The following is a 24,501-nucleotide window of genomic DNA, read 5'->3' on the forward strand; positions in this document are numbered from 1 at the left end:
CGAAAGGATACAGACATGGATAATAAGGGTTTAAATCAAGAAGAGTTTTTAAAGATTTTGATGTACGCTCATGATATTGGTGAAAATTCAAATGATGTCACAACAAAAGAAATGCTTGAAAATTTGATTGCTCATATTCGAAATGGTCTTGTTCCATAAAGGTGACCCCCTGCTAGTTTCGGCAGGGGGTTTTTATATGCTTTTATGAATGGAAAGAAAACTCCCGGCATACGATGACATTATAAGCATAGGGGTATGGGGAGCTGATGGTGTCATGAATATTGCGATTGCAGGCTGTGGGTATGTGGGGCTTGTCACGGGTGTGTGTTTAGCGGAGGCAGGACATGACGTGACGTGTATTGATATTGACCGCCGAAAGGTCATGCAGCTGAAGCAGGGAAATCCTCCGATGTATGAACCCGGGGTAAAAGAGCTGCTGAAACGGAATCTTGAGCAAGGACGAATTCATTTTCATGTCAATGGAGCGGCAGTCTACCCGAGGGCTGATGTGTTAATGATTGCCGTCGGTACCCCGCAGCAGGCAGATGGCCAAGCCGATTTGCAGTATGTGTTTCAGGCTGCAAAAGAGATGGGCATAAAAGCGAAGCCAGGTGCGGTGCTTGTGGTGAAAAGTACGGTGCCTGTAGGAACGGGTGATCAACTCGATCGTTTGATTCATCAAGAATTAGGGCGGAATGAGCCGTTATCTATCGCATCTAATCCAGAATTTTTACGGGAAGGGTCCGCCATTTCAGATACATTGAGAGCGGATCGGCTTGTGATTGGGGCTGAAACAAAAGGCGTATTAGACCAGCTAGAGGGCATGTATGCTGATTTTCACCTTCCAGTTGTGAAAACAGATCGTAAAAGTGCAGAAATGATCAAGTACGCATCAAATGCTTTTCTAGCGACAAAAATCAGCTTTATGAATGAAATTGCCTCGATTTGTGAAAAAACAGGTGCTGATGTTGAATGGGTGGCACAGGGAATGGGGCTTGATCAGCGGATCGGTTCTTCGTTTCTCAGGGCGGGCATTGGCTACGGAGGTTCCTGTTTTCCAAAGGATACAAATGCACTTGTCCAAATCGCAGGGCATGTGTCCCATGATTTTGAGCTGTTAAAGGCTGTGATCAAAGTAAACAATGAGCAGAAAGCCAGTTTTATCCGAAGTATTCAGGAGCGGCTGGGGGCTAATCTGGAAGGGAAGCGAATCGCACTTCTTGGTCTGTCCTTTAAGCCAAATACAGATGATATGAGGGAGGCGCCATCGATCCCGATTGCTCATGAGCTCCATCAATTAGGCGCGGAACTGGTGGCCTATGATCCTGTTGCCGTACGCAAGGCAGCCCGTGAACTGCCTGATCAAGTCTTTTTTGCTCAAACCATTGAAGAAGCGATAAAGGATGCCAATGCGGTCTGTATATTAACAGAGTGGGCGGATATACAGGCTTTTCCGCTCTCGGCCTATAAGAAATGGATGAGCCAGCCGCTCATTTTTGATGGTCGAAACTGCCATACGCTTGAAGCAGCAGAACGAGCAGGGGTCGAATATCATTCTATTGGACGCAGGCCCGTCTCTCCTATTTTTATGTAAAAGAAAACCGATAACAGATGATGTTATCGGTTTTTAACGTTAATGCGGAAGAATGAATCCGCCATATAAAAATGCAGCCACAATGAGAAAGGCAGGGTGCATCTTGAATTTGGTCATAAAGAAAAATGAGATGGCAGCAATGGCGAGCGATTGAGTCCAGCCAATGGCTTTCACTGCATCTCCGCCGATTTCCCATGTTAATAAAAGCATCATCATGGCAATGACAGGCTGTACGGATAAGGTCATGCCTTTTACGACAGGAGATTGGCGAAAGCGGTCAATGAGCTTTAGTAATAAAATCAATCCAACAGCGGAGGGAAGTACAGTTGCAAGCAGTGCTACGATAAAGCCTGGCCAGCCCATGACATCATAGCCCACATATGCCGCAATTTTCGTAGCGATTGGTCCTGGAAGTGCATTGGCTAAAGCAAGCATATTGGAGAATCCTTCGTTCGTCATCCAATGAAAATGATTGACGATTTCTTCATAATTGAGCGGGATCGATGCAGGGCCTCCGCCATAGCCTAACAGGTTGGACAAGAAGAATGCCCAGAATAAAAAGAGAATCAGCATCATGAAGACACTCCTTTCTCTTTATTTGTTCGATTCCAGTGATGTTTCAGTTTGAAATGAAAGGCGCCATAGCATAAAAAGATGATGACAATGATTCCTGGATGAATGGATAGCACCTGAAGGCCGATAAATGCAAGAAGGAACAGAGTGACACCGAAGATCATTCCGAAGCCTTTCAGCGTTTTTTGCCCAAAATCATATGCCATGATGCCTAATAGAACGGCAATGACTGGTGTCACAGCGCCAATCATATTTTGAATGATTTGTGAGGAGCTTAAGACGCTGACAAGTGTGACAAGTGCCACCATGGCGAGACATGTCGGTAAAATATGAGCAGCTGTTGCGACAATGGCGCCGCATGCCCCTTTTAATCGATAGCCGAGGTATGCCGACATCTTAGTGGCGATCGGACCGGGTAATGCATTGGCGATGGCGAGTGTTTCTCCAAATTCGTCATCATTGATCCATTGATATTTCACCACCGCTTCATGACGAATGAGCGGTATCACGGAAGGGCCTCCGCCAAAGCCGAGAATACCGGTTCGTACCATTGCGATGATGAGTTCGATATATGATTGCAAATGGTTCAACTCCTGTCTACAATTTCATGCCCATTCGGCTTTTGTATCGTTTAATGAGCATCTGGCAGTCGACACTGACGACGCCTTCAAGCGGATATAGCTTCTTTGTGAGGAATGTCTCCATTTCCTGTTCATTTTGAAAAATGCCATGCATATGCAGCTTGCTTGGTCCTGTCATATGGTAAAGGCTTGTGACAGCTGTTTCCTGCTCAAGCTGAAGGGCTACCATTTCTAAAAATTTCGGCTCAACCTCTACATTAAAGAAGACAGAAACATGAATGCCGATCTTCGCGGGGTTAATCACAGCGGTAAATCGTTCAATGACACCTGCTTCAATGAGCTGCTGAATTCGGACTTGCACGGCAACACGTGAAAGACCGACTTGTTTCCCGAGATCTGTATAGGACATACGCCCGTCCTCGTGTAATAGGGATAAAATTTGTTTATCTCTTTCATCTAATGTTAAGTTTGGAATGCTATAATCGTTTGACACCGTATGACCACCTTTCTTCTGTTGATATTCTATCATATTTTATTACGAATAGAATGATTGAATTTCAATTTACAAACGAAATGAAATCGTTATGTTTGATAAACAGTCGATGTGTATAAAAAACACCCCGGTATCACCGGGGTGTCTTCATCTTATTTATCTGGGCTGCTTTCCGCACTGGCTATTTGCTGTGCAAGGTCAGCTCGATCAAGGTCAGCTTGGAAGAAATCCTGAGTATTTGGCAGGTGTAAATTCATATGACGTTTTTGAGAGATTCGGATGGTGACTTGATCAACGGTGTAATCAAATACGTGCCCGCCGACACGCCGATCATCATCAATAAAGTGAAGGTGATATCCACTCACCGCAATACCATGTGCGTACTGCGGTGTACGGAACCCTGCGATCGTTCCATGAATATCCTCAAAATCGAAAATAGGCTGTGACTTAACTGCTTCCACCATTGGAACGTAAGGTTTTTCCTGTTTTTCGACCGTTCGGGTTTGAACCTTTTTGAATGATCCATCAATGCGGATCGCATAAAAAACATTTTTACTTGGTAAAATGCGGTCAATTTCTTCTTCTAGCTCTTTAGAAGTCATTGGTGCATCAATTCGATGAACGATATCCGTTTCAAAGAATGCTAGAGAGCAGAATGGTGAATAATCTTGATCTGTTACCGGTGTCGCTGTTCCATCCGAGCGCAGTCGATAAAATGCGCCGTCAAAGCCGATCAGCTCTCCATCTAATTGATTGAATGTACCAATGCCGAAATCACCGTGTTCAGGAATATGCGCGAGGGAGAAATCTCCATCGTATACGGCTTCCAGCAGGGAGGTCATCGTCGATACTTGATAGACCTCTTGCTGTTTGTCATGCTGTCTTGTGTCGCTGTGTTGATTCATTGGGTGCATCTTACCCATATCCGCTCACTCCTTTGATGTAATGTATAGAAATCTTATCTGACGTTCAATGTGTGTGTTTCGCGAAAGACTTCTGGCCATTTTTGACTGGCGAGGTCTGGGTTGTCTTGATAGTCAATCGGAATATCAATAATGACAGGTCCTTTTATGTTTATACCCTTTTGAAGGACGGTTGAAAGCTCTTCAGGTGAGTTTACACGTAACCCAGTTGCTCCAAAGCTTTCCGCATATTTCACTAAGTCGATCTGTCCGAATTCAACGCAGGACGTGCGGTCATATTTCATTTCCTGCTGGAACGCCACCATATCATATGTGCTGTCATTCCAAACGAGATGAACGAGGTTTGTTTTCATGCGGACGGCTGTTTCTAACTCCATTGCAGAGAAGAGAAAACCACCATCGCCTGAGATAGAAATAATTTTCTCATCTGGATTCAAAATAGAGGCAGCAATTGCCCATGGTAATGCCACGCCGAGTGTTTGCATTCCGTTACTTACTAGGAATGTGTTCGGTTCATAGACGCGGAAGTGACGGGACATCCAAATCGCGTGAGATCCGATATCACATGTGACCTTCGTGTCATCATGAATCAGGCGTCTCAATGTATGAATGACATCGAGCGGGTGAGACAGATGACTTTCTCTTTCTGGTGCTTTTTCGATATCGTTTAATAGGTCCTGTAAATCAGTGACTAGCTCTACTTTCTCTTTGCATAGTGAAAGTGGAACACTGTCGTGTGCTAGGTGTTGGATGGTTTCAGATATATTGCCAACAAGCTCAAGCGTTGGTTCATAAAAATGGTCAATATCCGCCTGCATATCATCAACATGGACGATCTGGCGCTGCTGCGGCTTGATATTCCAATGCTTCGGATCATATTCGATCGGGTCAAAGCCGATGGTCAAAATGACATCTGCTTGCTCAATGAGAAGATCTCCCGGCTGATTACGGAATAAGCCGATTCTACCCACATATTGAGACTCGAGCTCTCTTGAGAGAACGCCGGCTCCCTGGTACGTTTCGACAAATGGTATACCAAGTGTTTTTAATAATTTTCTTGTGGCGTTTGCAGCAGCTGGACGACTAGCTTTCATTCCCACAATTGCCACAGGTAAGTGTGCATTTTGAATTTTGGCGATGGCCGAACTGATGAGAGCATCCGGTGCAGGACCTAGTTCTGGAGAAGGGTGAGCAGACACTGGTGTTTGTGTGGTGTGTTCTGTCACGACATCTTGTGGAAAGCTGATAAATGCTGCTCCAGCTTGACCTCTTTGTGCCGCGCGAAAAGCATTAGTTAATGCTTCTGGTATATTGCTTACGTCTTGTACTTCAACGCTATATTTTGTCACTGGTTTGAATAATGACGCATTGTCGAGTGATTGATGTGTTCGTTTCAGCCGATCCGCACGAATGACGTTTCCAGCGATTGCGACAACAGGGTCACCTTCAGTATTTGCTGTTAATAGACCTGTTGCTAAATTAGATGCACCAGGACCTGATGTGACGAGACAAACGCCTGGCTTGCCAGTTAAACGACCGACAGCAGCTGCCATAAAGGCCGCATTTTGTTCGTGTCTGCATAGAACAAGTTCTGGACCTCTGTCTTTCAATACATCGAATACCGCGTCAATTTTTGCACCTGGAATCGCAAAAACATGGGTCACACCTTGAGCAATCAACGTATCGACAATCAACTCTGCTCCTCGTTTTGTTAGGGGTTGTGCTTGAGAATTCATATACCCCGCACTCCTTTCGGCAAGTAAATTTTTTTATGAAAATATATTTTCGTGATATGATTTACTATACATTTCACAAAATAAAATTTCCAATATATGTTTAACGTGGTTTTGATATGTTTTACGAATAAGTGTACGAGGAGTGAAAGGATGGAACTGAGACATTTGCAGTATTTTGTCACAGTAGCGGAGGAGCTGCATTTCGGCAGAGCGGCCGCACGGTTGAATATGACACAGCCTCCACTTAGTCAGCAAATTAAGCAGTTTGAAGAAGAATTGGGGTTTCCTTTGTTTCACCGGTCTAAACGAGTGGTGGAGTTAACATCTGCTGGGAAGGTCTTTTTACATGAGGTGCGGGGGGTGCTGCAACAGCTTGATAAAGCTGTTGATCATGCCCGGCATACAGCAAGAGGGGAGCTTGGGAAAATCATCATAGGGTTTGTTGGAACAGCGACGTATGATATTCTCCCGCCCGTTGTCCGTGAATTCAGAGAGCTGTATCCCTCAGTCAGTATTGAACTGAAGCAGCTTTCTGTCTCGCAGCAGCTGCGGGCGCTTTTGAATGGGGAGATTGATATTGGCTTTTTACATCCCACATCACCGCATGAAGAACTGGTCAGTCGTTTAATGAAACAAAGTGAATGTATTTTTGCAATTCCGAAAAATCATCCACTGGCAAAAAAAGAGGCGGTCACGATTGAAGATATCCGTGAAGAACCGATTATTTCTTTATCAAAGGAATCGTGGCCGTCCCTTTATCAGCACTTTGTCCTGCTATGTGAAAAGTACGGATTTTCTCCAAATATCGTGCAGGAAGCGGCGGAATATCAAATGGTCATTGGACTTGTCACAGCTGGTATCGGCATTGCGGTCATTCCGAAATCAGCCCGGCGTTTATTTAATCTAGATGTTGTGTATCGGTCGATTGAAGATGAACAGCTTCTGGCAGAATGGACTATTTCCTATAGACGAGAAAATCATAATCCTGCTTTATTTCATCTTGTTCATCATATTCTCCATCGTGCTGAGCCTGAGTAAGGGCATAAAGAAGTGGATATGGTATGATGTCGTTACATAAAAGAGGAGGCGTGCCTGAAGTGATTACATTCCAAATGGATCAGCTGTCACGAAAAGAAGCATATAAATTATTATCTGGCTCCATTGTTCCAAGACCGATTGCGTTTATTACAAGTCTGTCTAAAGAAAATGTCGTAAATGCCGCACCGTTTAGTTTCTTTAATGTCATCAGTGGACACCCGCCGCTCATCGCTGTTTCCATCGGACGACGTCAAGGAGAGATGAAAGATACGGCGCAGCATATCATAGATAGGAAAGAGTTTGTTGTTCATGTCAGTGATGAAGACATCATACAGGATATTAATGAAACGGCTGCTACTTTGCCGCAGGAAGAGAGTGAGCTGGATCGAACCCGTCTTCATCAAGTAAAGAGCAGTGTTGTTTCAGTTCCTGGCATCAAGGAAGCACGCATTCGCTTTGAATGTCAGTTAGAGCAGCATCTGACCTTTCAAAATGATGAAGGAGAGATCACGGTCGATCATATCATTGGCCGGGTTGTATGTGCGCATTTAGATGAGGCTGTCTATGATGCGGAAAAAGGATATATTTCTACTAATGAATTAAAGCCAGTCGCACGTTTAGCAGGAAATGATTATGCTCATTTAGGCACGTCATTTGTGCTCAAAAGACCAGAATAATGTGAAAAACCCCCGAGGCTGTCGGGGGTTTTGTTTATTTCTTTTGTTCAAGTTTTAGCGGAGCGGCGATATTCTTTTGTACTTTCTTCCCTTTTAATACGTCGTTTGCAGCGTCAACGGCCAGTTTACCGATTAGCTCTGGCTGCTGTGCGACCGTTGCGGAAAGCTTTCCGGCTTTGATCGAGTTTAGTGCATCTTCGTTTCCGTCAAAGCCGACGACGAGAATGTCTTTCCCGGAGCTTTGGATGGCCTCTAAAGCGCCAAGTGCCATTTCATCATTGTGTGCAAAGACCGCTTGGATGTCTGGGTTTCCTTGAAGCAGGTTTTCCATGACATTCAATCCTTTTGTCCGGTCGAAGTCAGCGGCTTGTTTTGCTGTAACATCTAGATCTTTGTCCGCTATTTGATGGAACCCTTTTCCGCGCTCACGTGTGGCGGAAGCTCCTGGCACACCTTCTAATTCAGCGACCTTCGCTCCTTTGCCGAGCTTGTCGATCATAAAGTCAGCTGCCATTTCGCCGCCTTTGACGTTATCTGATGCAACAAGTGCTTCCACCTTTCCGCTTTCTGCTGAGCGGTCTAATGTGATGACAGGTATATCTGAAGCATTCGCTGATTCGACAGCTGTTGATATGGCAGAAGAATCCGCTGGGTTGATGAGCAATGCGTCGACCCCTTGCTGAATTAAATCTTCGACATCACTCGTTTGTTTGGCTGAATCATTTTGTGCATCTGCAATAACGACTTCAATGCCAAGCTTTTTCGCTTCTTTTGTCACGCCGTTTTTCAGAGAAACGAAGAATGGGTTATTTAAGGTCGAGATGGATAGCCCGATTTTGATGTCTTTTTTCTTGCCATCCTTTGATGACTTGGCCCACTCTGGCGGTTCAAGTGAACAGGCAGAGAGCATGAACAATGAGAGAGTCAGGATGAGAATGAGATATTTTTTCATAGCAGCTGCCTCCTTAAGCAGATTTCTTTCTGTCTAGTAGGACTGCAATCAGGATGACAATCCCTTTCACAACAGATTGATAGAATGATGATACACCAAGTAAGTTCATACCATTGTTCAGGACACCGATGATCAGCACCCCGATCAGTGTGCCGACAATTCTTCCTCTTCCGCCAGATAGACTTGTCCCGCCAAGAACAACGGCAGCAATCGCATCAAGCTCATAGGACATACCAGCTGTTGGCTGAGCAGAGTTTAGACGGGAGGTTAAAATCGCACCGGCTAAAGCAGACATGAAACCTGCTAATGAATAAATCATGATTTTGACGCGCGGTACTTTTATTCCTGAGATGAGAGCGGCTTTTTCGTTCCCACCGATGGCATACGTTCTTCTGCCGAAAGGTGTTTTATGAAGCAGCACCCAAAGCACAATAAAGGTGAGAAGCATCGTGATCGCTGGAACAGGAATGCCTAAGAAATATCCGCGCCCGAATAACTGAAATGCATAGCTAGAGCCAAGCCCTGTAATCGGGTTTCCGTCTGTATAAACAAGCGTCAATCCTCTGAAAATGGTCATCGTTGCAAGAGTGGCAATGAAAGGAGCCATTTTTCCTTTTGTGATTAAAAGACCGTTGACCATCCCAAGGATCGCACCGATGATACATCCCACGATAATGGCTAGAATCGGGTCCATGCCAGAAACGATAAAGCCTGCGGTCAGAGCACTAGACAGGGCTAGAATCGCACCGACAGACAAATCAATACCTCCAGTTAAAATAACAAACGTCATCCCAAAGGCAATGAGGGCATTAATGGAGATTTGTCTCAGTAAGTTTAAAATGTTTAATGGCTCTAAAAAGGCCGGGTTTAAAATAGAAACAATGGCGACAAGGATGATGAGTCCTAAGAATGGCCCAAGCTTTTGCATGATGTAATCAAATCGTCCATTTGAAGTAAGTGGTTTCATGTTACTTCCCTCCTGTAGCTAGTGTCATGATTCGTTCTTGTGTCGCTTCTGTTTGATCTAATTCTCCGTTGATCGTTCCTTCATGAATGACAAGCACTCGATCGCTCATCCCGAGAATCTCTGGGAGCTCAGAGGAGACCATCAACATCGCAACGCCTCGATCGGTCAGCTCGTTCATTAACTGATAGATTTCTCGTTTTGCCCCGACGTCAACACCTCTTGTCGGTTCATCTAAAATCAAGACCTTCGGCTGAATGCCAATCCATTTGGCAATGACGACTTTTTGCTGATTTCCACCAGAAAGGCTCCGGGCAGAGATTTCAGAGGAAGCCGTTTTAATCGTCAGTCTCTTAATGAGCAGGTCGACAAAATCTTGTTCGTTTTTTTTATCAATCAGCCCTTTTGGAGAGAAGCTGTCTAAGTTTGGCAAACCGATATTTTCTCGGATGGAGGCATCAAGCATGAGTCCTTCATCCTTGCGATCCTCTGTGATAAAGCCGATGCCGAGCTTGACGGCATCACTTGGTTTTTTAATGACAGCCTTTTTCCCGTGGACCCAGATTTCACCTTTGTCAAGAGGATCGAGGCCAAACAGCGACCGCATCATTTCGGTTCGGCCAGCGCCCATTAAGCCTGCGACACCGACGATTTCTCCAGCTTTGACTGAGAAACTGATATCTTGAAAGCGTCCTTTTCTCGTTGCTTGTTTTACTTCTAGGACAATATCTCCTTTAGAAGGCGTACGCTTAGGGTAACGATCTGTTAATTCTCGGCCGACCATTTTTTTGACGACTTCATGGAAATCCGTTTCAGGTATGGCTTTCGTATCGACCGTTTTCCCATCACGCATGATCGTAATACGATCACAGATCGCAAAGATTTCCTCCATACGGTGAGAAATATAGACGATGGAAACGCCTTCTTTTTTGAGTGATTCAATGACTTGGAATAGCTTTTCAATCTCACGGTCTGTTAAAGCTGCAGTAGGCTCATCCATGATGATGACCTTCGCATTGGTCATTAACGCCTTCGCAATCTCGATCATCTGTTTTTGGCCAACAGAACAGCTGCCTGCATCTTGATCAAGTGATAGGTTAACAGACAATCGGTCCAGCTGCGTTTGAGCGAGGGCTTTCATTTTTTTTGTGTCTAGGAGGCCGAGCTTCGTATAGATTTCTTTACCAATGAATAGATTCTCCAATACGGTCATATCAGGCCATACGTTCAGCTCCTGATGAATAAAGGCGATTCCGTGCTGCTCAGCTTCCTTCGGATTTTTGAAAGCGGTTTCTTTTCCGTCGATTTGAATCGTTCCTTGGTCTAATGAATAAAGGCCTGTCAGCAGGTTCATCAAAGTTGATTTTCCAGCCCCGTTTTCACCCATGAGCGCGTGGACTTCACCTGTGACGAGGTCAAAGGAGACCCCGGAGAGAACGGTGTTTTTTCCAAAGGCCTTATGGATGTTATGCATCTCAATGTTCATTTCTGGCTCCTCCTTTTAAAAGATGACACCGGCATGAAGAATGCAGTTTGCGTATGGGGTGGCTTCACCCGTTCGAATGACTGCTTTTGCCTGTTTGGTCATATCTTTGAAAGTCTCGTGATTTACATCATGTAACGAATTTGAAAACGCTTTCTTTAAAAACAAATGATCTCGCTCATTGGCTTCTTTGATTTCACTGGCTACAGTGATTTTTTCAACGGCCATTTCCTGAAGAAGGAGGGAGGTGACCTCCTGAAAGGATGGTGTGCCGATCGATAACGCAAGGTCGATCTTGATTGGGCCTTCTGGAATAGGTAGACCGCAGTCTGCGATGACGACTGTATCTGTATGACCAAGGTCAGCAAGCACCTTGTCGATATGGCTGTTTAAGATGCCGTTTTTTTTCATTTCTTTCTCTCCAATTCTTCTCTTGCTGGCATGCCGCCTTGTGCGCCGAATTTTGTGACAGAGATAGATGCTGCAAGATTGGCAAAGGCAAGCGCGTCGTATAGGGATTTGCCTTCTATTAATGCCACAGCCAAAGCGCCGTTAAATGTATCGCCAGCTCCTGTTGTATCGACTGCTTTAACAGGATAGCCTGGGACTAAAACTTCTCTCGATCCGTCAAAATATCGAACCCCATTTTTTCCTTCTGTGATCAGTAATTTATTAGGGAATTGACGCAGGGCTTCTTCAATTGTGAGACCATCAAACATAAGAGCTGCTTCGTGCTCATTCGGTGTAATATAGGCAGCTTGCTCTAAAACTTGCTGTGACACTTTGCGGGCTGGTGCGGGATTTAAGATCACTGGGATCTTTTTTTCGCTGCAAATGGCGCAGACAGCTTCGACCGTTTCTTCAGGTATTTCCTGCTGAATGAGAACCATCCCAATATCATCAATCGTAGAAAGAGCATTTTCTACATAGTGAGGTGTGACTTCGTTATTTGCTCCTTTAACCACAACAATGCTGTTATCGCCTTCTGCTAAAATGATATGAGCTGTACCGCTTTCCATTTCGGTAACCGGTTTCATATATGTGGTACGGACACCTTGTGCTTGTAAATTGCTTACGATATCTTGACCATAAGCGTCATCACCGACTCGGCCGACCATGTATACATCTGCACCTAGTCTGGCACTTGCAACTGCTTGATTTGCTCCTTTTCCGCCTGGGACGGTTTTAAATGATTCACCTAAAACCGTTTCTCCGGCATTTGGCCGCTTATCCGATGTGACGACTAAATCCATTGAACAGCTTCCTACTACAACAATATGATTCATTGTGAATCCACCTTTCTCGTGGTCTCTCGTTCAATAAAAGAGACGGGCATTTGAATAACTGGCTGATCTATTGGTTGCTTTTGAATGAACTTGATTAACAGCTTCGCTGCTTCTTTCCCCATATCATAGGCAGGCTGCCTGATCGTTGATAAGGAAGGGAAGAGCAGTTCGCTTTGCGGAATATCATCAAATCCAATGATTTGGACTTCATCTGGAATGGCTTTTCCGATCCGAAGCGCTTCGTGTATGACTGCTGTTGCGACGATATCATTGCTGGCGATGATGCCATCTGTTTCAGGGTACAGCTGGAAAAGAGCCTTGGCGCTTTTTCGGGCTTCTTGAAAGGAAAAAGAAGCGTTAGACATCACATGAAAGTCGACACCTTTTTCAGTGAGAATATCAAGTGCACCTTTGAATCGCTGCCGCGCTGTTTGAAGATGGGAAGGTCCTTTTAGCAGTGTGATCTGCCGGCTGCCGCGCTTAATCAATTCCATTGCGGCCATTTTCCCGCCAGTTGCAGCATCTGCAAACACAGAAGGTGCATTTGGCACTGTTCGATCTAAGAACACAACGGGTAAATCATCATTGTACATATCCGATTCAGGTTCGTTGGTGACAGCAATGACACCGACCACTTGATTTTGTTTAAAGGTTTGTAAGTAAGCCATTTCCTTCTCGCGATCTTCATCACTGTTTCCGAATAATAACCGAAAACCATGAGCATGAATCTCATCCTCAACGCCTCTAGCCAGCTGAGGGAAGAAGGGGTTTGTGATATCAGGTAAGATTAAACCGATTAAGCGTGATTCTCTGTTAAAAAGGGATCTAGCCACTTCATTGGGGAAATAGTTCAGCTCCTGCATCGCTTGTGTCACGCGGGTTTTCGTATCTGTATGGACATATCCAGTATCGTTGAGCACGCGTGAAACAGTAGCAACAGACACTTGTGCGGCTTTTGCAACATCTTTAATTGTAGCCAATGGAGTGCCTCCCTTCGTGAATATGTAACCGTTTACATAGATAGATTATCACGAAATTATCGAAATGACAATCTTAAAAAAATAAAAAAAGAAAAGAAAGATGACTTCTTCCTTTTCTTAGCTAGTAATACCTGTTTTTTTAATATTCACTTTGATTTTTGGAATAATTTTCACCTTTGGATAATCGGTTACCCAGTTCATTTTCATATACTCATCATAATGTCTTACTCGATATTTTCTGCCAAGGCTTAGGACATCAGAATTTGCTTCTTGCACCGCAGCAACGACTTTTTCGGCTTCTTTTGTCAAAATGGCTGAAAGCCTTTTGTTGAGCATTTCAATGTTCTTATCTGTATCTAGGTTATCTTTCGGATACTCGAGCACAGATGTCGTGAATTCATAATTGAGAGAGAATGTTAAGTCTCGGTGATCAGGATTGACAATCTTGATGTCTCTCTTTGAGTCTGTTACTTGAATGGTGATGTAATTGCTCTCTTTTGATTTCATGTCACTTCTGACTTTTTTTGTGAAGGTTGCATAGCTCCCCATTTTCCCGTCCATCACGGTGAGCAGAATCGCATCTTGACCGTACAGTTCGCCTTTCTTTTTTTCATTATCAAATAGGGCTACACCTTTTACACTAATTAACTGCTTTGATTGATCGAAGTGAAGTAACGGCAGTGTGAAATCCTCTCCCGTTTGCAGCATTTTGGACCGGACATTTTGAATGTTTTTAGGTGCTACTAGGGAGGACTGTGATGCGGTAGTGATTAAGTTGTTTAAATAGTCGCTCACAATAAGTTTTTCCTTGAGCAGCTGGTTGATCAATTCCACACAGCTTCCCCCTTGAACCACAGCAAGGTTTGCGAGTAAAGGGCTTTTGGGATCTCGATAAAACATATCTAAATAGGGAAGAAGGCGATTTTGAGCAAATTCATCGCCGATCAGCATGACCCGCATTTTCGATATATCAATTTTTTGGTCGACAATCCGGCTAAAGTTGGTCCTTGCTTTTCTTAAAGTCGGTGCTTCAGTTGTAAGAACAGTGGTTGAATAGCTGCCTGTATTTCCTTGCTCCATACTTTGAGACTGCTGCACCTTTCGATAGGTAATTGAGAATTTCGCATTGTCTTCTTCTCCTTGATCGACAGCTGAAGTTAGGACAAGAGAGATGTTTTTTAACAAATTCTGATCCCAGCAGCCAGGCATGAATATAAGAGAAATACACATAAGCAGCGTCAGCATGTACTTATGACGCATGTGATTTCACCTTCCCTTTGCGATGTTTGATCAAGATGGTGATGGCCATAATGATCGGAAGTGTATAAATGACTGAATATTGAGAAAAAGTCGTAAAGTCATTAAAGCGCTGAATTCTAAAATGATCTTCTGCAAGAAAACAGCTAGCGACATAGATCAAAATGGCAAAATAATAGACATATTTTTTATGCTCTTTTTTCTTCAAAATGCTGGATACGCCATTTGCACAAAAGTAGAGATAATTGCTGAGGGTGGCAAGAATGTTAAACACCCAAAAGCTGAGAAAAATTAAGTCTGTCCTCTCAATCACACCGAATGAAATGGTCTTTAATAAATAAAGAACAGGGTTGGGAATGACATTAAGCTCAATTGGGCTGAAAAACATAAAACAAATCAATGTAATAAATAGGTAGTAAAGCGTTGTGCATATATTAGAAATGGTCATGACCTTATAACGTTCCTTGGTGGTACCCTTCATAAATGGAGAGATGATAAGAATCATCTCGAATCCATTCATGGACAGCACAACGTCCTTCAATCCAATTTGAAATTGAGAAAAATCTGTTTGGAAAAAAGGCATGAGGTAGTCGATATTCGTTCCTTTTAATGCATAAATCATCAATAGAGACAGCATGAGCAAAAAGGGAGTCAAAATAAAGTTAAACCTGACAATTGCTGTGAGTTTTTCCTTTGCGATGTAGATAATGGATATCATCAGCAAAAAATCAATGACCCAATTTGGCGTAAGCGGCAGCACCCATATTCCAAGAATTCTTGTGAAAATCGATAGAACAACAATGCAGACTGAGGCAAAGTATACCGTATAGAGTACGATCAAGGTCCGGCCGATCCATTTTCCAAACACGTTGATTAACGTTTGGAAAAACGATGTGTCAGGATATTTATGAATAATGTAAATAAAAATGGTGTTGATGATTTGGATGAATAATCCGGCTAGAATAATCGTCATCCACCCATCGTGACCCATGTCTTTCATGAGCAAATGGGGGAGGGCTAAAATACCGACACCAATTTGAGATTGGATGATAAAAAAGACAGCTTGAGGTGGAGATATTTTATTGTTCATTTTTCTTTTTCCACCCTCTCAAATTTTCAATTTGCTCTTTCTTTTGCGGATTTAAATAAACAGGGCGCATTTTGTACATCCACATCGGTAATCGAATGATCGTGTCCTTTAAGTCCTGCCAGTTAAATGGAGCAACTGGTGATAAGTAAGGTACTCCTAGCGATTCCAAGCGGCATAAGTTCATGAGGACAATAGACAGTCCAAATGAAATACCGATAAAACCGAACATCGATGCCATGAACATGAGCGGGAAACGCAGCATTCGAATGGTTAACGTCATTTCAAAGGATGGAAGGACAAAAGAAGCGACGGCTGTCACTGCAACCACAATAACAAGGACATTCGAAATGAGTCCTGCTTTTACAACGGCATCCCCAATGACCAAACCGCCTACAATTCCAATCGTCTGACCAATTGGTTTTGGCAGACGCACCCCTGCCTCGCGTATGAGTTCAATGGTGATCTCCATTAGCATCGCTTCTATCAAAGGAGGAAATGGGATACCGATAATTGAATTTTTCATCGTAATGGCTAATTCATCTGGGACGACCTCATAATGAAAGCCAATGACAGCAATATAAAAAGATGGCAAAATGACTGCGATGATACAGGCAAGATAGCGGAGAACACGGATAAACGTAGCCGGAATCCAGCGGCTATTATAATCATCAGGTGATTGAAAGAAGCTAAAGAAGGTGACAGGAAGAATGATGGCCATCGGACTGCCATCCATCATCACCACAATTCGCCCTTCAAGGATTGCAGATCTCACCTTATCAGGGCGCTCTGTATCAATCAGCTGCGGGAAAATAGAAAATGAATCATCCTCAATCGCCTCAACAATAGAGCCAGGACTTAGCAGCGTGTCTACTTTAATAGAAGAAATCCGTTTGTTTACCTCTTCTATCTTTTCTTGATTAGCGATATCAGATATATAAACAGTCGCAAGCTTTGTTTCAGATTTTGTACCAATCTTATGATATTGGATAGCCAGTTTTCGATCATTTAAGTGTGAACGCAGCAAATATAAATTCGTATCTAAACTTTCGACAAATCCATCATGTGCGCCCGCAATAATACTTTCAGAAGAAGGCTCAGAAATAGAGCGCAGCGGCGGCTGTCCAACAGCAAACAATTTCATCTGCGAGGAATTTTCATCAAGAAAGGCAATGCTTCCTGCAATAATACTGTCAGTGATCAGTGTCAAATCACCTGTTTCAAGTGCACTAAGAGACTTTGTATAGTCCTGCTTCCCGGGAGGGCCTAACAAGTTGCCGATAATGAAATCGTTCAGTTTGCCTTCATCAATTCTCGTTTTAATAAAGAACAGGACTGATTTTGTTTCATTCACCATTAACTCCCGGTATTCAAAATCGCCGCTTTGCTGAAATGCTTTCTTCAGGATCCGAATTTTCTCCTCAAAGCTGCCTGATAAAAAGTGCAAGCGTGTTTGTTCATTGGTGTTTGGCATCTTTAGCCTCCTCTCACATTATTTTTTAACCTTAGTGTAAGCGGAGAAGCTGATTTTATTCGTCACCTTTGGGGAATGCATGACATGAGCCGACAACTTTCAACTAAAATCATATTAAAAATGTTAAGAAATGATGAATCTTGATAAAAACAAATGAATATTGTTTCATTGTTTAGGTCATAAGGAGTGAATATCGTAAAGAGAAGGTATAACGAAATGATCAAACTTTGACATCTTATCCCAATTTTTCGTGACCCAAAAATAAGCATATGACTTGATTTTTTGAGAGGTGACCTTTGTCATAGGTCAACGTATAGCATTCTGACCGTTGAGGATGACTTTCTAACCTGTTCATTCAAAAAGATAAAACATTCCAAAACACGCACTATTCATTTAAAGCACTGATATGACTGATTTTGTAGGGATGAGAGGGTTTTAAAACATTGATTCAAAATACATCTTAATAATTGTCAAAAAATTTAGGGAGAAAAGGACAAAAGATTTTTCGATGATTGATGGTAACGCTTTCTCTTGAATGAAGCAGAAATTCAGTCTGAATTTTGTCCGTCTTTTGTCCTTTTTATTTGAGGGAGTGCTAGGCATTTACACCTTAGGATTAGAGGAATTTGGCATACGAGGAAGTGAAAGATTATGTTACATAATACCGATTGTGATTTTATGCTGAACAGATATACTGTTGATTGAATTTACATATCACACTCATAAAAAAAGGAGATGTAGATAATCGATGTGGTTAATCGTTATAGCCTGCGTCATCATGTTAGGGATTGGCTTTATTGAAAAGAAGCGTCATCAGAAAAATATCGATGCCCTGCCGGTGCGTGTCAATATTAATGGTATTCGCGGAAAGTCCACCGTTACAAGATTGACAACCGGTATCTTAATGGAGGCAGGTTATAAAACTGTCGGCAAAACAACGGGAACGGATGCAAGAATGATTTACTGGGATACGCCAGAAGAGAAACCGATTAAAAGGAAACCGCAAGGACCGAATATCGGAGAGCAGAAGGAAGTTATGAGAGAAACAGTTGAAAGAGGAGCAAATGCCATCGTCAGTGAATGTATGGCGGTAAATCCAGATTACCAAATTATCTTTCAGGAAGAGCTGCTTCAAGCGAATATTGGCGTGATCGTAAACGTTCTTGAAGATCATATGGATGTAATGGGGCCAACTCTTGATGAAATAGCAGAAGCCTTTACAGCCACAATTCCTTACAATGGACACTTGGTTATTACGGATAGTGAATATACGGATTTCTTTAAAGAGATTGCGAAAAAACGCAACACGGAAGTCATTGTTGCAGATAATTCCAAGATTACCGATGAGTATTTACGGAAATTTGAGTACATGGTTTTCCCGGATAATGCTTCGCTGGCACTTGGTGTCGCTCAAGCATTAGGGATTGATGAAGATACGGCATTCAGAGGAATGTTAAATGCGCCGCCTGATCCAGGAGCGATGAGAATTCTTCCATTAATGGATGCAAAAACACCTGGACACTTTGTAAATGGATTTGCGGCAAATGACGCATCATCTACATTGAACATTTGGAAGCGTGTGAAAGAAATTGGATATCCAACAGATGAACCGATTATTATCATGAACTGCCGTGCGGATCGTGTAGATAGAACGATCCAGTTTGCGGAGGATGTACTTCCTTATATTGAAGCAAGTGATCTTGTTTTAATTGGTGAAACAACAGATCCAATCGTGAAGGCATATGAGGATGGAAAAATTCCGGCTGACCACTTACACAACCTTGAATATCAATCTACAGAAGAAATTATGAACATGCTTGAGAAGAAGCTTCATAATCGAGTGGTTTATGGAGTCGGCAATATCCATGGCGCCGCTGAACCGTTAATCGAAAAAATTCAAGAATACAAAATTAAGCAGCTTGTCAGCTAGGAGGAAATATAGAAAATGTTCGGATCAGATCTTTATATCTCGTTAATTTTAGGTGTTCTACTTAGTTTAATCTTTGCAGAAAAAACAGGAATTGTACCAGCTGGGCTAGTTGTTCCAGGTTATCTTGCGCTTGTATTTAACCAGCCAGTCTTCATTTTAGTCGTCTTATCTGTCAGCTTGCTTACGTATGTCATCGTTCGCTTTGGTCTATCAAAATTTATGATTTTATACGGACGCAGAAAGTTTGCTGCGATGCTGATTACAGGGATTGCCTTAAAGCTCGTATTTGATTTCTTCTATCCAGTGGTCCCATTTGAAATAGCAGAATTTCGCGGAATCGGGATCATCGTACCTGGTTTGATTGCAAATACGATTCAAAAGCAAGGTCTTACGATTACCCTTGGAAGCACGCTGCTTCTAAGTGGTGCAACATTTGCCATCATGTATGTTTACTATCTATTTTAAGATAAGGTGTGTCCAATCATGAATAAAAAATTGAGCTTTCAGGAAAAGCTGCTGAAAATCACAAAGAATCAAAAGAAAAAGACGAATAAACATGTACTGATTGCTTTACCGATCGTCATTGCTTGTACATTTCTATTTACATTTATCGGGAAAGCGCAAGTGCCAACTGTAGAAAAGAATCCAGAAAACATCCTGACCGCTTCGTTTGTCGGTGACATTATGTTTGGAAGAAATGTAGAGAAAGTGACCGATCGCTACGGGAAACAGCATCTCTTTCGCTATGCCAAACCATATTTTGATGTGTCAGATTATGTAACAGGTAACTTTGAGCATCCAGTTGCATCAGATCAGGAACAGGCGGCGCAAAAGAATATTCATTTGAAAACGGATGAAGATTCTGTCCAAGCATTGAAGGATTTGAATTTCTCTGTATTAAACTTTGCAAATAACCATGCGGCAGATTTTGGTGAAAAAGGTCTGAACAACACGATCAATGCCTTTGAAAAAGCTGACATGGATTACACCGGAGCAGGTCGTAACCTCCAAGATGCGAAGCAGAACATCTCTTATAAAGAAGTGAACGGTGTCAAAATCGCTACACTCGGTTTTACAGATGTGTATGGGAAAAATTTTAAAGCAACGAATCGCAAAGCAGGTATTCTGCCAGCCGATCCATCTATTTTTATTCCGATGATTTCTCAGGCTTCTGAAAAGGCAGATATCGTCGTTGTTCATGCTCACTGGGGTCAGGAGTACAACAATGAAGTAAACGATAGACAAAGAGAATTAGCAAGAGCGATGTCGAAGGCTGGTGCTGATATCATCATCGGTGCACACCCGCACGTCCTTGAGCCAATGGAGGTCTACAATGGAACGGCGATCTTCTATAGCCTGGGGAACTTTATTTTTGACCAAGGCTGGTCTAGAACACGTGATTCTGCCCTTGTTCAGTATCATCTGAATGAAGATGGAAAAGCGACATTTGAAGTTGTCCCAATGTATATCAAAGAAGCAACGCCTGCTCCAGTAAAGGCAGGATCTCTTGAATCGAAATCCATTATTCGTATGCTGACCAATGGCACGAATGCGGATTGGAAAGAAAAAGACGGACACATTTTCTTTGAAGTCAATCATGCTGATAAAGTTCAAACATTAAAAGAAAACGGAGGAAAAAATAAGAAATGAGATTCCTAAAAGCAAGCTGGCCGTTTGTTGCGTTAATTTTAGTATTTGTCTTTATGTCTGCTTTTAAATTTAGTGACAGTCTGACAGATCATGAGAAGCAAAAGATCTCAGTTGAAATGCAGAAGATCGAGCAGCAAAAGCAGTCGAAAGCGGAAGCGAATAAATAGAGTCATGGTGAATAGAAGGGGCACGCCTTGCGTGCTCTTTTTTGTCGAAAAAAGGTGTAAAATGAAAGGTGTCATGCCGAAACTAGAGAAGAAAGGAGGGAAAAGATCATGAAATGGAAAGGAATGTTGATTGGAGGCTGTGCGCTCGTAGGGCTGATGTTCATGTCCCAATCAGAGGTGTCTGCTCAAACAAAGTCTCCTTTGGAGCAAGCGGAAAAGCTGATTGGAACACCTTATCATAAAGGGGGAACCGATTCAAAAACGGGCTTTGATGCATCTGGGTTTATTCAATATGTATACAAGACATCAGGCACATTTGATTTGCCGCGGAAGGTCATCGATCAATATCAGATTGGAGAAAAGGTATCATGGGAAAAAGCCAAACCCGGAGACCTCGTGTATTTCCGTAGTCCTGAGGAAACAAAAAAGATCCCGACACATGTGGCTTTGTACGCTGGAAACCATCAAGTAATCCACATCACGCTTAGTCAAGGTGTGGTGAAAACAGATGTCAGCCAAAGCAAATATTGGACAGACCGATTTTATGCGGTCAAACGGCTGCCTGTTTCTCAAGAAATCTCTGATGATCTTGTTGTGAAAGATGCGATGAAATATTTAGGTGTCCCTTATGTGTTTGGTGCAGCAGATCCAAAGGTTGGCTTTGATTGTTCAGGTTTTTTACAATATTTATTTGAAAAATCACTTGGCATTTATTTGCCTAGAAGTGCTGAACAGCAATGGATGGTCGGAGAAAAAGTAGCACTAGACGATATTCGTCCTGGCGACTTTGTCTTTTTTAGCAACACATATAAACCCGGAATTTCTCATGTAGGGATGTACATTGGGGGCGATCGTTTTATTCATGCGAGCCGTTCTGAAAGTGTGACAATTTCTTATTTATCCGAATCGTATTGGCGCGAGAAATGGACAGGTGCGAAACGATTAACTGAGCTGAAACTAGTGAAAGAAGACCCAATCGTATCAAAAGCTGCTACGTATATTGGGGAAGTCCCTTATGTCAAAGGCGGTACGAACCCAGAGAAAGGGTTTGATACAGCAGGATTCACACAGTATGTATATCAAAAAGTGCTTGGCATTGAGCTTCCGCGCTATGCGTCAGGACAAGTCAAGGCAGGCACGCCTGTAAAACGTTCGGAGCTTAAGCCAGGAGATCTTGTCTTCTTCAAAGGGACTTCATTGATGCCGGCCATTTATGCAGGATCAAATCAAGTCATTCATGTGACCGTCTCAAATGGTGTTGTCATTACCAATATGAAAACAAGTACGTACTGGAAGGATAAATATGAGACGGCTGTTAGAATCAAAAAATAAAGAAAAAGCCCGATCAACACTTGGATCGGACTTCTGGACTTCTCACTAGGCGCTGATTAGACAAGCGTCTTTTTTTCTTGGAATTGATTCTGTAAAAGCAGATCAATAAAATAGGCGACGCCATCTTCATGGTTGCCTTTTGTGACGTATGTGCTCTTTTCTTTAATGACGTCCACCGCATTCTCCATCGCAATCCGGTGACCTGCTTCCTCGAACATGGATAGATCATTAGGGCTGTCACCGATCGCATAAATATTGGAGCGGTCTACGCCATAATGGGCTGCGAGTTTTTTAAGGGCATGTCCTTTCCCTGACTCTTTTGGCAGCACCTCAATGATATGTTTTCCAGACGAGGTCAATGAGAGCTCAGGCATCTCGGCAAGAAGATCTCGTGCTTCCTGCAGCTTGTTCATATCAAATGAGAAGCACAGTAATTTATAGGTCGCTTCATTCGACTCAAAAATCTGGCGGATATCATCCACTGATTTGATGCCAAATTGTTTAAATTGGGTCATTGCCCCTTCCCATAAATCAGCTACATCCTCATTTGGATTTGCGCTTTTGATCACATCAAATTCTGCTTTCAGCTTCTCTTTTCCATCAAATGGGGAGAGGAGGGCATCGTCAGTATATACCTCGAAGTAAATGTTCCGTTCCACTAATGCCTTTGCCGCACGTTTCCCAGCTTCTTGATCAAGTGTGATTCGGCTGAAGAGCTTGTATCCTTCGGTATGGACGGTCCCGCCGTTTGCCGCAATAATTGGAATGTCCAAATCGCCAAGAAGGTTCTTCACATCAAAAGTCGCCCGCCCTGTGCAGATGGTGACAATATAGCCAGCTTCCTTCGCACGAATCAATGCCTGCCGGTTTTGAGCGGAAATTTCACTTTTTGTATTCAAGAGTGTGCCGTCTAAATCAATCGCAATCATTTTTTTCATCGCTGTCAAATCCTCCTTCATTCATGCAATAGCCTCTTAAAAGTATGTACGATTTCCTTCATTCTCATGAAAGAGTGAGGAGATTTGATTCCTCTCTATATCAAGGCTAAACAAAAATGTCAAAATGATCAATGGTGAGATGAGAAAAAGCGCCCCACAGGGACGCTTTCTGTTTAAGATAATTCAAGCTGCTTCTTCAATTCAGTTTTTACTTCGTTTAGTTGATTTTGATCCAATTGGAAGTAATAGACGCCGTTTGGCTGATAGTCTGAACCTTTTAGCTGAATGGTATCAACAGATTTTAATGAAGTCAGAAGCGGGAAAAGACCGACTAATTCTTTCATAGAAAGGGTCGTTGAGACATTATCACCAAGTGTATCAATGATATTGTCATATGACGGAATAGACGTTAATGATTTTGATTTATCAAAAATGGCTTTTAAAACTTCCATTTGACGCTGTCCGCGCATTAAATCACTATCTGCTTTTCTCGTTCTCACATATGCGAGAGCTTGATCGCCGTCTAGTGTATGAGTGCCTGTTTGAAGCACAACCTTGCCTTTTGTATCTTTTTGAATTTGTTTGACAAGATATTCGTCCTTAATGTTAATAGAAACGCCGTTTAGTTCATTCACAATTTCCTCAAATGCTTTGAAATTACTTTGAATGACAAAGTCGACCGGAATATCTAGTAAATCTTCAACTGTACTCACCGTTAAATCTGCACCGCCAAATGCGTGTGCGTGAGTAATTTTGTCATAACCATGACCTGGAATATTGACGTATGAGTCCCTTGGAATGCTTAATAATTTAACGGTTTTATTAGTGCGGTTAATCGTCGCCAAGACCATTGCATCGCTTCGTGCCTGTTTAACTGTTTCGCCTGGTCTGCTGTCAATTCCGAGCAGCAAAACAGAAAAACTGTCTTTTCCTGGATCAAATGCTTCAATCCGTTTGACAGATTGTGCGCCTCGATCTAGAGACACTTGTGCTTTTTTGGCAGCATTTGTCACTTTATAGTAGGCATAGCCTGTGACAGAAGCGGTTGTCAGTAAAAGAATACCGAATATAAAAAGAGTGACTTTCACCCATGGTTTTAAACGCTTTTTTCCTTTGCGTTTGCTTCGTGATTGATCCATATATTTTAAACCCTCGCCTATGATTTTTATAGTAAAGATGTTCTTTCTTATGCTTACAAACTAAAACAAATATACCTTAAAACGGGATATAGTGCGACATTTTTTCGCCAACGCTTAATTGACGTTTCCTTATCGTAAAAAGTTTCATTGATACGAAAATGAAATATATTTGTCATAAAACATCGAAATGTTTGAAATGACAGGAAGTGAGGAAAATGATTTTTTATTAGAGAAACATCCAGTAAAC

The 24,501-nt window shown here is 42.5% G+C and carries 25 protein-coding genes; 9 read left to right on the top strand and 16 right to left on the bottom strand.

Features of this window, described 5'->3' with window-relative positions; genetic code table 11:
• Positions 1–15: 15 nt before the first annotated feature.
• Both R0K30_RS07325 and R0K30_RS07330 read left to right on the top strand, forming a co-directional pair.
• On the top strand, positions 16–159 hold the full coding sequence (locus tag R0K30_RS07325) for a YwzD family small protein (protein ID WP_410609841.1): 144 nt from the start codon (positions 16–18) through the stop codon (positions 157–159).
• Positions 160–274: 115 nt separating this feature from the next.
• Positions 275–1,594 (top strand): UDP-glucose dehydrogenase family protein, encoded by a 1,320-nt coding sequence (locus R0K30_RS07330; protein WP_099726462.1) that lies wholly within the window; start codon positions 275–277, stop codon positions 1,592–1,594.
• 39 nt (positions 1,595–1,633) lie between these two features.
• Here R0K30_RS07330 and chrA read toward each other — a convergent pair whose 3' ends face one another.
• From chrA to alsS, 5 genes are all read right to left on the bottom strand, one after another.
• Positions 1,634–2,167 carry a chromate efflux transporter ChrA gene (gene chrA / locus R0K30_RS07335; protein ID WP_099726561.1) on the bottom strand — a complete coding sequence of 178 codons (534 nt, stop codon included), beginning with the start codon at positions 2,165–2,167 and terminating at the stop codon, positions 1,634–1,636.
• A complete protein-coding gene (gene chrB / locus R0K30_RS07340) occupies positions 2,167–2,748 on the bottom strand; it encodes a chromate efflux transporter ChrB (protein WP_099726461.1) in 582 nt (193 codons plus the stop codon). The genes chrA and chrB overlap by 1 nt, the downstream gene beginning before the upstream one ends.
• A gap of 16 nt (positions 2,749–2,764) precedes the next feature.
• Entirely contained in the window at positions 2,765–3,241 is a 477-nt protein-coding gene (chrS, locus tag R0K30_RS07345; protein ID WP_099726460.1) for a chromate efflux transcriptional regulator ChrS, read from the bottom strand.
• A gap of 152 nt (positions 3,242–3,393) precedes the next feature.
• Complete coding sequence (gene budA / locus R0K30_RS07350) at positions 3,394–4,164, bottom strand: acetolactate decarboxylase (RefSeq protein WP_410609844.1); 771 nt, start codon at positions 4,162–4,164, stop codon at positions 3,394–3,396.
• A 35-nt stretch (positions 4,165–4,199) separates the two neighbouring features.
• Positions 4,200–5,900: an acetolactate synthase AlsS gene (gene alsS, locus R0K30_RS07355; protein ID WP_410609846.1), complete on the bottom strand. Its 1,701-nt coding sequence runs from the start codon at positions 5,898–5,900 to the stop codon at positions 4,200–4,202.
• Between the two features lie 150 nt (positions 5,901–6,050).
• On the opposite strand from alsS, the gene alsR reads away from it, so the two are divergent.
• Positions 6,051–6,938, top strand: coding sequence for an acetoin biosynthesis transcriptional regulator AlsR (alsR, locus tag R0K30_RS07360; RefSeq protein WP_249704868.1), 888 nt, complete (start codon positions 6,051–6,053; stop codon positions 6,936–6,938).
• Between the two features lie 59 nt (positions 6,939–6,997).
• Positions 6,998–7,615 (top strand): flavin reductase family protein, encoded by a 618-nt coding sequence (locus R0K30_RS07365; RefSeq protein WP_230030862.1) that lies wholly within the window; start codon positions 6,998–7,000, stop codon positions 7,613–7,615.
• A gap of 34 nt (positions 7,616–7,649) precedes the next feature.
• On the opposite strand, the gene rbsB is transcribed toward R0K30_RS07365, so the two are convergent.
• The 9 genes from rbsB to R0K30_RS07410 all read right to left on the bottom strand — a co-directional run bounded on the left by rbsB (position 7,650) and on the right by R0K30_RS07410 (position 17,098).
• On the bottom strand, positions 7,650–8,567 hold the full coding sequence (rbsB, locus tag R0K30_RS07370; protein ID WP_099726455.1) for a ribose ABC transporter substrate-binding protein RbsB: 918 nt from the start codon (positions 8,565–8,567) through the stop codon (positions 7,650–7,652).
• Between the two features lie 13 nt (positions 8,568–8,580).
• Positions 8,581–9,534, bottom strand: a complete 954-nt coding sequence (gene rbsC, locus R0K30_RS07375) for a ribose ABC transporter permease RbsC (protein WP_099726454.1) — start codon at positions 9,532–9,534, stop codon at positions 8,581–8,583.
• A gap of 1 nt (position 9,535) precedes the next feature.
• Positions 9,536–11,017: a sugar ABC transporter ATP-binding protein gene (locus R0K30_RS07380; RefSeq protein ID WP_249704870.1), complete on the bottom strand. Its 1,482-nt coding sequence runs from the start codon at positions 11,015–11,017 to the stop codon at positions 9,536–9,538.
• A gap of 15 nt (positions 11,018–11,032) precedes the next feature.
• Positions 11,033–11,425: a D-ribose pyranase gene (gene rbsD / locus R0K30_RS07385; RefSeq protein ID WP_410609850.1), complete on the bottom strand. Its 393-nt coding sequence runs from the start codon at positions 11,423–11,425 to the stop codon at positions 11,033–11,035.
• Positions 11,422–12,300: a ribokinase gene (gene rbsK, locus R0K30_RS07390; RefSeq protein ID WP_099726451.1), complete on the bottom strand. Its 879-nt coding sequence runs from the start codon at positions 12,298–12,300 to the stop codon at positions 11,422–11,424. Before rbsK ends, rbsD begins: the two co-directional genes overlap by 4 nt.
• Entirely contained in the window at positions 12,297–13,280 is a 984-nt protein-coding gene (locus R0K30_RS07395) for a LacI family DNA-binding transcriptional regulator (protein WP_410609852.1), read from the bottom strand. Before R0K30_RS07395 ends, rbsK begins: the two co-directional genes overlap by 4 nt.
• Before the next feature lie 117 nt (positions 13,281–13,397).
• The gene (locus R0K30_RS07400) at positions 13,398–14,540 is read right to left on the bottom strand and encodes a Ger(x)C family spore germination protein (protein ID WP_410609854.1); all 1,143 of its coding nucleotides are present in this window, start codon (positions 14,538–14,540) and stop codon (positions 13,398–13,400) included.
• Complete coding sequence (locus R0K30_RS07405) at positions 14,530–15,627, bottom strand: GerAB/ArcD/ProY family transporter (RefSeq protein WP_410609856.1); 1,098 nt, start codon at positions 15,625–15,627, stop codon at positions 14,530–14,532. Before R0K30_RS07405 ends, R0K30_RS07400 begins: the two co-directional genes overlap by 11 nt.
• Positions 15,617–17,098, bottom strand: a complete 1,482-nt coding sequence (locus R0K30_RS07410) for a spore germination protein (protein WP_410609858.1) — start codon at positions 17,096–17,098, stop codon at positions 15,617–15,619. The genes R0K30_RS07405 and R0K30_RS07410 overlap by 11 nt, the downstream gene beginning before the upstream one ends.
• A gap of 748 nt (positions 17,099–17,846) precedes the next feature.
• Between R0K30_RS07410 and pgsB the strand changes: the two genes are divergently transcribed.
• The 5 genes from pgsB (at position 17,847) to R0K30_RS07435 (ending at position 22,177) form a co-directional block, all read left to right on the top strand.
• Complete coding sequence (pgsB, locus tag R0K30_RS07415; protein WP_099726446.1) at positions 17,847–19,028, top strand: poly-gamma-glutamate synthase PgsB; 1,182 nt, start codon at positions 17,847–17,849, stop codon at positions 19,026–19,028.
• Between the two features lie 15 nt (positions 19,029–19,043).
• Complete coding sequence (gene pgsC / locus R0K30_RS07420) at positions 19,044–19,493, top strand: poly-gamma-glutamate biosynthesis protein PgsC (protein ID WP_012011488.1); 450 nt, start codon at positions 19,044–19,046, stop codon at positions 19,491–19,493.
• A gap of 18 nt (positions 19,494–19,511) precedes the next feature.
• Positions 19,512–20,678 (top strand): CapA family protein, encoded by a 1,167-nt coding sequence (locus R0K30_RS07425; protein WP_410609861.1) that lies wholly within the window; start codon positions 19,512–19,514, stop codon positions 20,676–20,678.
• Positions 20,675–20,845, top strand: a complete 171-nt coding sequence (gene edmS, locus R0K30_RS07430; RefSeq protein ID WP_099726444.1) for an extrachromosomal elements maintenance protein EdmS — start codon at positions 20,675–20,677, stop codon at positions 20,843–20,845. The genes R0K30_RS07425 and edmS overlap by 4 nt, the downstream gene beginning before the upstream one ends.
• Before the next feature lie 108 nt (positions 20,846–20,953).
• A complete protein-coding gene (locus R0K30_RS07435; protein ID WP_410609863.1) occupies positions 20,954–22,177 on the top strand; it encodes a C40 family peptidase in 1,224 nt (407 codons plus the stop codon).
• A gap of 56 nt (positions 22,178–22,233) precedes the next feature.
• On the opposite strand, the gene R0K30_RS07440 is transcribed toward R0K30_RS07435, so the two are convergent.
• Together R0K30_RS07440 and R0K30_RS07445 are read right to left on the bottom strand one after the other, a co-directional pair.
• Entirely contained in the window at positions 22,234–23,115 is an 882-nt protein-coding gene (locus tag R0K30_RS07440; RefSeq protein ID WP_410609865.1) for a Cof-type HAD-IIB family hydrolase, read from the bottom strand.
• A 173-nt stretch (positions 23,116–23,288) separates the two neighbouring features.
• A complete protein-coding gene (locus R0K30_RS07445; RefSeq protein WP_099726441.1) occupies positions 23,289–24,254 on the bottom strand; it encodes an LCP family protein in 966 nt (321 codons plus the stop codon).
• Positions 24,255–24,501: the final 247 nt, after the last annotated feature.

It is taken from the genome of Bacillus sp. SIMBA_154 (assembly GCF_046536015.1).
In the GTDB taxonomy this organism is placed as follows: Bacteria; Bacillota; Bacilli; order Bacillales; family Bacillaceae; genus Bacillus; species Bacillus pumilus_P.